Origin of the sequence: Promicromonospora sp. NPDC057138, from assembly GCF_042670845.1 — a bacterium.
Lineage (GTDB): Bacteria > Actinomycetota > Actinomycetes > Actinomycetales > Cellulomonadaceae > Promicromonospora.
In genome coordinates, this window is the sequence record NZ_JBHUUX010000008.1 from 49,221 (window position 1) to 61,132 (window position 11,912).

Annotated in this window: 5 protein-coding genes; 2 read left to right on the plus strand and 3 right to left on the minus strand. The window is 64.6% G+C overall.

Going from position 1 to position 11,912, the window contains the following annotated elements; genetic code table 11:
* Nucleotides 1–106 precede the first annotated feature (106 nt).
* Nucleotides 107–859, plus strand: coding sequence for a hypothetical protein (locus ACFT2C_RS07650; RefSeq protein ID WP_377206431.1), 753 nt, complete (start codon nt 107–109; stop codon nt 857–859).
* Between the two features lie 276 nt (nt 860–1,135).
* Here the strand turns inward: ACFT2C_RS07650 and ACFT2C_RS07655 are convergent, their stop codons facing one another.
* Both ACFT2C_RS07655 and ACFT2C_RS07660 read right to left on the minus strand, forming a co-directional pair.
* Complete coding sequence (locus ACFT2C_RS07655) at nt 1,136–3,868, minus strand: DUF262 domain-containing protein (protein ID WP_377206432.1); 2,733 nt, start codon at nt 3,866–3,868, stop codon at nt 1,136–1,138.
* A gap of 355 nt (nt 3,869–4,223) precedes the next feature.
* A complete protein-coding gene (locus tag ACFT2C_RS07660; RefSeq protein WP_377206433.1) occupies nt 4,224–5,669 on the minus strand; it encodes a hypothetical protein in 1,446 nt (481 codons plus the stop codon).
* Nucleotides 5,670–6,039: 370 nt separating this feature from the next.
* Here ACFT2C_RS07660 and ACFT2C_RS07665 point away from each other — a divergent pair, with 370 nt between their 5' ends.
* Entirely contained in the window at nt 6,040–11,436 is a 5,397-nt protein-coding gene (locus tag ACFT2C_RS07665) for a DUF3320 domain-containing protein (protein WP_377206434.1), read from the plus strand.
* A 96-nt stretch (nt 11,437–11,532) separates the two neighbouring features.
* Here ACFT2C_RS07665 and ACFT2C_RS07670 read toward each other — a convergent pair whose 3' ends face one another.
* On the minus strand, nt 11,533–11,871 hold the full coding sequence (locus tag ACFT2C_RS07670; protein ID WP_377206435.1) for a nucleotide pyrophosphohydrolase: 339 nt from the start codon (nt 11,869–11,871) through the stop codon (nt 11,533–11,535).
* Nucleotides 11,872–11,912: the final 41 nt, after the last annotated feature.

Here is an 11,912-nt window from a genome sequence, read left to right on the forward strand (position 1 = left end):
CAGGATCACCCCCGACCGGTTGGCTTCCGAACCTCACCGATGAGGAGATGTCAGAGGCTCAGGGCAGACTTCGCATGGCCCACCACCGAGGAAAGGTCTGCACTGCGTGGAACTCGCGAAGGAAGCCCGGAGCTACATCCTGACGTTGTTCGGCCTGTCCTGGGATCGTGCCCTGGCTGGGTTTGTTTGCGGCATTGCCAGCCTCTGGTTCTTCTGGTCCCTGATCACTCAGACCGCGGGTGCCGAGGAGGGCGCTGCTACTCCGCTCGACGGGCTCTCTGCGCTGCTTACCAGGATCAGTGCATCGGAGCCCGCGTGGGTCACAAGTGTCTCTACCTGGCTCAGTGCACCAGAGCGCGACGGTCTGGTCGTATTCTCCGCAGTTGCAGCTGGGATCACTGCAACCATCTACGCGCGGACGCTCAGCACCGGCTCAGAAATAGCCAGTGTCCTTCTGGCGCTGACGGTCATCCAGGCGCATGGATGGTCCACGTTGGCACTGACCGCCACAACAATCGTCGTCCCGGCGGCAATATCCCTTGGCATCGCGCTAGCCCAACGTGATTCCGATCAATCTGACCACGGCGTCAGGCACCGCTTGTCGGCGACAGTCCAACGGTTCCCTTACGCGCTGATTCCATTCGCGCGCGTGGTAGTCGCTCCGGCGGCGGTCCTGTGGAGCCTGGTGAATGCTATGCATCTGACGAGCTCCCGATGGATCCCGGCCTCGACCTGGCGAAGTCTGCCCTCGGTCGACTGCTCGACGGTGAGGCCGACGACAGGCGCGCCGGACTGCAGGCGAGCGTCCTGGCCGGTGTGCTCCTCTCAGACCGGCAAGACGCGACACAACGAGAACTGAACGCTATTTTGCTCGGGACCAGGGTGACGGGCCCTACCGGTGCGCGGGTGGTCCAGTTGGGTGAAGGGCTCGCCGTGCCGGTTAACAGTTCAGGTCACTACCTGCCCGTCGACCCCGCGATCCCCCGTGATCCGAGCTGATAAGAACTCATGGCCATCAGGATGGATCCCTCGTACGTCAACAAGGGCATCAACCGTGCCGCCGAGGCCGTGGTGGAAGCCACCGACTCGGCCGGCGGCCTATGGGTTCCAACCCAGCCAGAGCGCGCGTCATGAGTCACGCCAGGGCAGCGCGGAGCTCTTCACCGACCGGGACCACGCGCCAGCCGCCCGCGCCCAGCTCCGCGGACGTCTCCGCTGAGATCTCGAACTCGGCCGCGACCTTCCGGGCAGGCCAGCCGATCGGGATCGGAACGCCGTCGGCACCCTCGCCCCCGATCTCGGGGCGCGGCAGTCCCATCGCTGCCAGGCGAATGAGCACTGCCCGCTCCTCATCCGTCGCGAGAGCGTGGAGGTCCTCCCAGTCGTCGGGTAGGTCCGTGGCTGTCTGCGCGACCTGATACTCCTCGAACCGGCGAACCGCCTCCGTGAAGGTCTCCGCCGTGGCCTCGTCCATCCAGTACTGCACCGGCGGCCCCTGGATCCAACGTGAGGGCAGGTGATGCCCCGTGCGGGCGGCGAACCTGCTCGGCCAGGTCAGGAGGCCCGCGACGATCTTGCCGTCGCTGGCGAATCCTGCACGTTCGGCCAGCTTCGGGATACCTACCGGGTCGGGTGATGCTTCCATCAGCGCGCTGAAGACCTCGCGTGCCGCGGTGCTGAGCGAGGCCCAAAGCTCGGTGGCCTCTTCTACGTTGGTCTCGACATCCCACCAGGCGAACTCACCTGCCTTGGCGTCCGAGCCTGGCTTCTCACCACGGAATGCGGCTCGCACATCGGCCAGATTGCGCCCGTCCTCCAGACGCCAGAACGTCCAGCCGTTCGTGACACTGCCCTTGACGTGCTTGCCTGCTGCGGATGGGGAGGTGAAGACCGTCCCGCCGACATCCAGCGCTCCGCTCGGCGTGACAGCGGCGAGAGTATCCGCCCAATTTCCGGGGCGAGCCTTTAGAACCGTGCCCGGCGCAAGCAGGCCGGCCGTGACGAGGTCATTCACCTCGACCCAGGTCTGCACACTCGTCCTGGAGTCGGTTATCTCGCCCGTGTGCCCGGTGGGCACGGGCCAGATGCGCAGCAGGATCTCGATCAAGTCAACCGTGCGCTTGTCGATGCGGGCCTCATCCCAGCCGTCTTCGGAGGCCTCGCGGAGCCGCTGGTTCAGCTTGAGCACGTCATGCTGGGCGAGTTTCGCGTACTTGCCACTGCGGCCGAGCCAACGCCCGTTGGACACCGCCGAGTTGAGATTCGCCGTCAGAAGCGTGAGGTTGCCGAGCCGGTGCACGTGCGCCGCCCGCTCAGCGAGCGCCACCTCGCCATCGACAGACCAATGGGACTCCCATTTCTGCGGTAGCAGGTGCTCGATCGGGTACCCCCTGCGATCTACTTGGTGGGCGTGGTACTCATTTCGCAGGTGATCCTCAACCGCTTCCAGCACCATCCGCAGACGCGCTCTCGGAAACCGACGATAGACCGGGGCAGTGGACAGGTAGGTCCGAATCTCGGCGTCGCCCGGCCAGTAGGAGCTGGCGACCTTCTGCCCCTGCAAGAAATGTTCGACGGTCGGAGCCAGGTCTTCGTGGCCCGCGCCGCGTGCGGTCCGGATGAGGTTCGCGACGACGGCCCCAAGGTTGCTGGTGGTGAGGCGAAGCAGGCTGCGCCGTACCACCCAGCTCTCGACCAAACCGATCACACGATCGATCACCGGCTGAGGCAAGCTCCGCCCAGGCTCGTACAGCCAGAGCAGCACTGGCTTGAGCAGCTCGATCCCGTTCGCCTGCATTCGGCAGACGTTCATCTCTGTGACCGTGAGGTTCCGGTCGGGATCCGCAGCCGCAGTCGTCCACGCCTCGTACTGCTCGGCCTGCGCCTTGATGGCTCGCAGCAGGTCGATCATCTTCTGCTTCGACTCGTGCTCGACGAAGTGCTTGAACCTTGTGAACGTCGACTTAGTGGGGATCTCCTCTGCCGCCCTTGCGACTAGCCACTGGTTCAGGAAGAGCGCTCCGCGCGTGTAGGTCACGCGCCCGACGGCGAGCTCGGTCTCCCAGAACTTCGACTCGAACGGCCAGTCCTCGGCGTACACCTTCGCGGTGTCCGCACCGTCCGACTCCAACTTCTGGAACACGAAGTTTTTGATCAGGTCAGCCGCCGTCAGCGGCGTGCCTCGGGCGTTCAGGGTCTCGAAGATCTCCTGAGAGTTCTCGTTCACCTGAAGGTCGATCACCACGATCTGCAGGCCCTGCTGCAGCACGTGTGCCAGGGCCTGCGCACGCTGACCGAACTCCGCAGCCTCGACAGGACCGGGGCCGAGCCACACCTGCACCTCGTCCGTGAAGTACCGGTGCGCACTCGCCAGGCGCGACGTCGCGTGCGTCAGTCGCTCATGGTCGATCGGCGGGTCGGCTCGCATCACTTCCTCGAAGGCGGCCCGGTCCCGGTTCGTGTGCCGGATCTTGAGACGGTCAGCCTCGTCCTGGACGAAGCTCGCCGAGTTGTGCGTCAACGTCTCCATCTGCGATGCCAGGTGATCCTGCCCGGCTTCTTCGAACACGGCCGCGGCCGCGTCCATAAGCAGCTGGAGCGTGGTCAGGCGCTGCTGACCGTCAATCACATTCCGGGCCGGCACAGAACCCACCGACGTCTCCTGGACCTGCAGCACGACGGCTCCCAGGAAGTGTGCAGCGCTGCGGAACGGGTCGCTCAGCCGCAGCTCCGCCATCCGCCGCACGTCTGCCCACAACGGAGACCACTGCTCCGTCTCGTCCCACACGTACGGGCGCTGGAAGAGCGGCACCACCAGGTGGTGGGGCAGGTTGAAGATCTCCATCGGCGTTCGGATGTTGGTGTCCACGCGGACACGCCCCCTCGGGTCGGCTACATCGATCCTGCCTACGGACACGGCGAGCCGCAATCGCCGTCATCCGATTCATGCCCTGCGGCCATTGCCATCGCGCCAACTGTCCCTGGAAACGACGGTGCGGCAGAACGAACGCAAGCGGTCGATCGCGTCGATAGGTCCGACCGTCCTGGCCCTCAGCGACCATCGCCAGAACCATCGTCTCGTCCCGCCTGCCACCAACCTTCTGGACATCGGTGTGACTCGCTGCAGTACGTCTGGGTCTTCGTCAGCAGATCCGCCCGAGGCCCCCTGGTCGCCGGCGCGCCAGAGGCTCAGCCAGCCAGCCCGGACGGAGGCTCTGAAGCGGCTAAACATAGCCCTCGTCGATACGCGTGGACCCGTCGGGCGTCACGAGGTGCTCCTGCCCGGAGCCCTCAACCACGCGGCTCCAGCTCGCCACCTCAAGGCCCTCGCTTGCGGGCGCGATTTTGAACCCTCCATACATCCCGGGGACTGGGAACCAGAGCGTGTCGGTGAGCTCGTTGAGCACGGACGTCTGCGGGTAGAGCAGGGCCGTGGTGATGTGAGGCCGGATTTGGGAGTCCACTAGGGTCTTGAGCTGCTCGTCGAGCAGCAACCGCATCTTCGCTCCGAAGGGGTCGGCCGTGGGCACAAGGTGCGGTAGCAGCCTCGTGTGGCCCTTCGACCTTGCGATGTCGTACGCCGTTCGGCCCTCAGTCGTACGAAGCGTCCGCCATGCCCCGAGATCAAGCAGTTCTTCGACGACTTCGATGGGCGCATTGTGCCAAGCGGCCTGATGCAGCGACGTGAAGCGCGACTTGCCGCCGGGGCGCCAAGTGTTCGGTCCCATTTCGGTTTCTCGGCTGAACTTCAGGACCTGCTCCCAGTCGCCTCGACGAGCAGCGTCCGCCTGCGCGACCGCCTTGGGCAACCGTCTCTCGGTGCCATCCCAGGTGTCCGATCCCTTCTTGTTCATGGGCACGGTGGTAGACGCCGCCACGACACGCACGTCCCCGCCTTGCCCCCACTGATGAGCTTCCTCGGTGGCGCAGTGCCACAGGGCCGTCGTCGCAGATCTGCGAAACGTGCCCAGCCGCCCGATCAACGCACACTCGACATCGACCACGTCAACACCGCGGTCATCGGTGTCCTGAGGCAGGGCTCGGAACGGGAGCGGAAGTTCTCGATACGAGGTGTAGCGGACACACACGCGGTCGCCGTGCCGGGAGACGTGAGCCGCCGCATTTTTCCCAGCATGCACGATCCAATCCACGTGCGAGGTGAGGTGCATCGGGTCGGTTCCTCCGCGCCATACCTTCAGCCACGCCGCATCCACCGTCCCGTCCAGGACCTCCCGAACCATCTTTAGGTCGACAGCCAAGCGATCGTCGGCGGACGCGGTAACTGCTGAGATCGCGCCCGACATCAGACTCCAGGCCAAGAGCTCGTCGAGCCGCTTGCCTGAGTACCACGTCCGCAGCACGCCAAGGACCGGATCTGCACCCGGCTCGAACGCCATCTGCTCACGCCAACGCACCAGACCCGCGACTGGATCAGTCCAGCCCAGGCCGCGAAGCATCAGGTGCAGCGCGGGGGCCCAAAAAGCAGTGCGATCGTCGTTGGGCGAGATGCTCTCCTCATGACGCTCTGTGAACACCGGTTCACCTCGCGGAATCGGCACCGCACCATGGCCGCGGGCGACGGCGTGCCACGCGTGCGGGACGAGCCGGATCCAGGGTCCGCTGTCGCCCAAGGCGTCGACCCATACCGGGTTGGAGTCGTTTGTCTCCATGGAAACTCCCCTGCTCTTCGGCTTGAAGTTCCGCGGCCACGGCCGCGATCTCACGTTCCAACCGGATCGTGGGTTCCACCCCTCGGGCACAGTCCACATGGACGGGCGTGAGATCACTCGCACTATTCATCGTGTTCTCCGTCCTCGCATTGTGGCTCTGACAACTCCACGGTGCGGCTCGTCACAGCGTGACTTCCGCTTCCCCCCGCATGATCAACGCCAGCGTCCCCCACTGTCCCTGTTCATGGTCGGGTCCGAGAGCTCGAACTCACTGGGACTGCAGCGCTGGTTTCCCTGCGTGATACTTGCCGTCGACGCGCGATGTTGCGCGGCCGCCCCTCGAATCGAGTGCGGGACAGGAGTTGCTGTCGTGAGCCAGAGCGAGTTTGCAGCCGCGTTGAACGTCTGGCGCGACGGTCTAGTCACTTTGTCAGGGACGAACCGGCTCATCCGATTCCGGCCTTCAAGGACCGGCTCCGTCCAGATCGACGCTCCCTCGGCCGACGAGATAGTTGCGGCACTCAACGCCCGGAAGCTGTGGACCTTAGAGGGTGATCCAGAGCCTTCCGATTCCTCAGTGCCACTAGTACCCGAGCCGCCCGGCGCGGTGCTGCACTCGCCGCGTCCTGACAAGGACCTTGGGCCGGTCCTGCGGAACTTGATGCGGCGTGCTGAAGCTGAGTATCTCGACCGCGGACTCTCGGTGCTGTATCTCGCCTTCGGGATGCTGCACTGGAAGGACGTCGACGACTCTGCAATGGTCAGCCCGCTCCTGCTCGTCCCCGTAGCCCTCGTGCCACAAGGCCCCAAGGGGACACCGAGGTTGGGTGCTGGCGAAGACGACGCCGTCATCAACCCCGCGCTGGCACTGCGGCTGCGAGAACTCAACATCGAACTCCCCGACGTCGAGATGATCGACGGCATGAGCGTGGCCGAAGTTCTCGAGACGGTCGCACAGTCGCTAGCGACGAGCAAGGACACCACGGACTGGGAGATCCGTCCCAGCGCGTACTTGTCGACGTTCTCCTTCGCCAAGGAGGCGATGGTTCGCGACCTCCAGGAGAACGAAGAACAGATCCTCGCTCACCCGATCGTCCAGGCTCTGGCAACGAGCGACCCGACGAAGCAGAGCGCGGAGTTCATCTTCGATCCGATCGAACCAGCGGACATCGACCGGCTCGCGCCGCCGGAGAACACCCCGCTCGTCCTCGACGCGGACTCGTCACAGCGTGCTGCCGTGGCAGCGTCCATCGATGGCAAGACGTTCGTCATGGACGGCCCGCCCGGCACCGGAAAATCCCAGACGATCGCGAACATGATCGGGGCGTTGCTTCACGCAGGGAAGACCGTTCTGTTCGTCTCGGAGAAGATCGCCGCACTCGACGTCGTTCGAAACCGCCTGGCAGACGCAGGGCTCGGGAACTATTTGCTCGAACTGCACTCGCACAAGGCGAGCCGCAAGGAGGTCGCCACCGAGCTCACACGCGCCCTCGATAACGAGACCGTCCCGCCGAAGGGCATGGACGCAATCTCGCGTGCCGACGTTGCCGACCGCCGCAAGGGCCTCAACGCCTACGCCGAGGCCATGAACACCGTTCAGCAGCCGCTGAACATGTCGCTACATCATGTCCTTGGTTTACTGGCGCAGTACGAGCACCTGCCTTCAGCCCCGATTCCCGAGCAACCCTTGACCGACCTGTCCCAGGAGCAGTACCGCGAAATTCAAGGGACGGAGCGGCGGTTGCAGCGCGCGTGGCGCCCTGCGGCGCAAGGCCGTTCGTTCCTCTGGCGCAATGTCATCGATGAGACGTCGCTTGAAATCCGACTGTCCAGCGCCCGCGACGCGCTCGAGCAGCTTCGAGGAACGGTGGAACTGAACGCCGACGTGGCGCTCGCTTTCGGCCTCGACCGCCCGAACCACACGCCCACCCTGGCAGCGCTGACGTCCCATCAGCACAACCGACCCGGAGGCGTGCTCCAAGCCTGGCTCACAGCCGACGACTGGCCGTCCCTGGTGAACTCGCGCACGTTGCTCGGAACTCAGCTCGCCAGGATTACTGCTGCTGAACGCGCCGTTGTCGACTATGGCGGTGTGGTGTGGACCGACCTTCCGCCCACGGGTTCTGTACCGGAGAGACCCGAACCGATCAGGTTGAGCGTGGCGGCACTCGATCTCGAGCAACTACACGAGGGCGAGCTGACCGAAGTTGCCGACCGGTTCGAGGCGACCTCGCGGCGCATGAGCGAACAGCTCCGGGCACTCGGGCGGCTCTCTGACTCACTGGGGATGGCCACGGCCACGACGTACCCAGAGATCGACCGCGTTGCAGCCGTTGTGCGCCTTCGCAAGCAGGCCAAGCATCCGGACCGGCGGTGGTTCTCGCCCGAAGGGTTGCTGTCCGCACGCACTGCCGGCAATGCACTGCATGCCCGCGTGGCCGCACTGTCTGAGGCTGAGTCGACAGCGTCCGCACGCTTCGCGGACGCGGCCCTGCGCGCCCCTCTCGCCGAGCTTCAGGACCGGTTCACGAACCTGCACAAGGGCTTGAAGAAGCTTTCCGGCACCTACAGAGCCGACAAGAGGACCGTCGCGAGCCTCCTCACCAGCGCTTCCACGGTTAAGGAGGGCATCCAGCACCTGACCGAGGCGATCGCATGGAGTGCGCGCACAAGGGAATTCGAAGCAGCGGTCATCGAGCACAGCCCGATCCTCGGGACGCACTGGCACGGTCGTGAGACCGACTTCGAATCGCTCGCCCGCGCCATAGCCGTCGCCGAGCAGGCCGCCACGCTCGCCGGCGGCCGAGTACCGTCCGAACTCGCGGACTTCCTCTCAACGCATGGTCCCGACGACGGCCAGAATGCCATCGTCGACGCAGTGACGGCGGAATTCGACACATGGAAGTCCGGCCTCGCTCCCGCACCAAGACTCACCGGACGACCCGAACTCGTACTCGCACCTGTGCAAGTCTCAATCGATTGGCTCCTCGCGCACGTCGGGCCGATGCGACAGGCCGCTGAGCGCATCGGTGCAGTCATGGCCGTGACCCGGAAGACGCACACGCTGATGGATGCGAACCGGCTCTTGGAGCTGCGCGAGAAGGCCGCGGCGGCGCACCGCGCGCTGCAGAGCAAGGCCGAGTCGTATCGTGCCTCGTTCGATGAGCACTACAACGGCACGGAGACAAACCTCGCTGCGCTAGACAGCGCACTCAGATGGGCTGAGCAGACTCGCCAGATCACCCGCGGTTCGTTGTCGATCGATCAGATCAGGGCGCTCGAGTCGTCTCATCATGTCGAGAACCTGCAAGCGGCGTACGACAAGTGGACGTCTGTACGTGACCGGATCGTCGACGCCTTCGCGCGAACTCGGCGCACGGACTTGCTCAGCGACCTTGACGACTACACCGACGCCTTCGACCTGATCGACAACCTCCAAATGGACTCCATCGGTCAGCAAGAGTGGTTTGACTACATCAAAGCGCGCACCGACCTTCAGGGTTACGGCCTCGAGCCGGCCATCGAGTACTGCATTGACCATCAGGTAGAGAGCGAACAAGTACCGCACGTCCTCGAACGCTCCCTGCTCAGGGGTTGGGCGGACATGACGATCCACCTTGATGCTGACCTGCAGCCAGCACTAGCCATGGACCGTGACTCGCTGGTCCAGGAGTACCGGAACCTGGACCAACAGCTGCTCGTCAACGCAACGTCGGAGATCATCAGGTCAGCGAACGCGCGCCGCCCCGAGCGGACCACCCTCGGCGAGCCGGCCCTCATCCGTCGCCAGGGCATGCTCAAGCGCAAGCACAAGCCGGTGCGCGACCTCATCCGAGAAACACGTAACACATCACTTGCCATCAAGCCGTGCTTCATGATGTCGCCGCTCGCGGTCTCGCAGTACCTTCCGCCGGACATGAGCTTCGACGTCGTTATCTTCGACGAGGCCTCCCAGGTAACCCCGGGCGACGCCATCAACTGCGTCTACCGAGGCAAGGCATTGATCCTGGCAGGCGATGACAAGCAGCTCCCTCCGACGTCGTTCTTCGAACGGGTCGTTGATGACGAGGGCAACGATGAGACCGACGTTGCCGACTTCCAGTCCATCCTGGAACTCGCCAAGGGTGCAGGGGCCTTCCCGAACCTCGGCCTGCGTTGGCACTACCGCTCCCGCCACGAAGACCTCATTGCGTTCTCGAACTACAAGTTCTATGAAGGAAAACTGGTCACCTACCCGTCCTCCCACGCTGAAGGTGACGACGTCGGCGTCGCGTTCTACAACGCCAACGGCACGTACCGCCGGGGCGGCGGCGCCGACAACCCCACCGAGGCGGCTAAGGTCGCCGAGCGGGTCATCGAGCATTTCACCAATCGGCCCGATCTCACTCTCGGCGTCGTGACCTTCTCCATCGTGCAAGCCGACGCTGTCATCGCGGCACTCGACCAGGCACGAGAGTCCCGTCGCGACCTTGACCGGTTCTTCGACACCGGCGACCGCCTCAATGGCTTCTTCGTTCGCTCGCTCGAGTCGGTCCAGGGCGACGAACGCGACGTCATCATCTTCTCGATCGGCTATGGCCCTGACGAGGCAGGCAAGGTCACGACGAACTTCGGCGTCCTCAACAAGCCGAAGGGCTGGCGCCGACTCAACGTCGCTGCAACCAGAGCACGCCAACGTGTCGAGGTCGTCGCTTCGATGCGAGCCGGCGACATTCCACCGTCGACCAACGAGAACGTCGAGCACCTTCGCGCCTACCTCGACTACGCCGAGCGCGGTACGAAAACCCTCGCGCTTGAGTACGGTCCCAGCGGACTCGAGCCCGACTCGCCGTTCGAGGAGTCGGTCATCAAGGCGCTCAGAAGCTGGGGCTACACCGTTGATCCACAAGTCGGCGCGGCAGGATTCCGAATCGACATCGGTGTTCGTCACCCCGCACATCCGGGCATGTACGCGATCGGCATCGAGTGCGATGGCTACCAGTACCACTCAGCCCCAGCAGCACGTGACCGCGACAGGCTCCGTGAACAGATCCTGCGAGGCCTGGGATGGGAGCTGCACCGCATCTGGGGAACGTCGTGGTATCGCCATCGGCACCAGGAAGAGGAACGGTTGAGGGCGGCGATCGAACGGGCGATCGCGACACCGGCAGAGAACCGTCACCGCAAGCCGTCGTCGCTGGAGCGCCCGGAGATCAGCACCGTCGCAGTCGAAGGGGACGGTCCGCCCACGTGGACGACGGAGTACCAGGTTGCCCCTCCCAAGCGACTGCCCTACTGGGTCGATGCCTTCGAGGCCGCCGACCACTGGCACCTGCGGGAACCACTGACTGCACTGGTCGATGTCGAAGGCCCCGTGCACCTCGATGTCGTGTTTGAGCGCATCCGCGCGTGGTGGGACATCGGTCGCGTCTCCGCGAGGCTCCGCACAAACATTAAGCGCGCCGCCAGGGAGACCCATACTCTGCTGGACGGCGACTTCCTCGACGTGCCGGGCCGTCCCATCGATAAGGTGCGCACCCCGACTCGCCACATGACCCGGAAGGTCGAGCATGTTCACATCGGCGAGCTCACGCTTGCCGCCCAGCTCCTGCTACGAGATGCAGGTGCTGCTGATCGATCAGGACTCGTCGTCGGTGTGGCACGCATCTTCGGCTGGACGCGCACAGGGGCTCTCGTCGATCAGCGGATCAACGGGGCCATCGACCAGTTGCTCAGTGGCGGTGCACGCCTGGACGACCTTGGGCGGTTGCACTTCCCAGACGCATGACGGCACAAACGCCAAACGTCCACGATCGGCTTGCGCCGACCATGACCGGCACCGTGCCGGATCGGCATCAACCATCCACACGTGCGATTCGCGCAATCAGGCCGCCGATCGCGACGGCGGGAACCGATCGTCGTTCCTCGTGATCTTCGCGTGTGCCGCCTGAACTAGATCCACGCCGCAGACGTCGGCGAGCTGGATCAGGTAGAGGAAGACATCGGCGAACTCTTCCTCGACCTCGTTCCGGGTGTCGGGGTCGGCCAGCTTCTCGTGGACCTGCTCGTCCGTGAGCCACTGCATCTCGGCGAGGAGCTCGCCGACCTCTCCCGCGAGCGCCATCGCGAGGTTCTTGGGCTTGTGGAACTGGCCCCAGTCCCGCGCAACCGCGAATTCGCGGAGCCGGTCCCGTACTGACTCGATTGTGGCGTCGTCGTTCATGGGGTTGATTGTGCCCGGGCTGCGTACGGTCACGTGCCGAA

Coding starts and splice junctions, on each gene's coding strand:
- ACFT2C_RS07660 (WP_377206433.1), bottom strand. CDS start 5,669: ATGGAGACAAACGACTCCAACCCGGTATGGGTCGACGCCTTGGGCGAC.
- ACFT2C_RS07670 (WP_377206435.1), bottom strand. CDS start 11,871: ATGAACGACGACGCCACAATCGAGTCAGTACGGGACCGGCTCCGCGAA.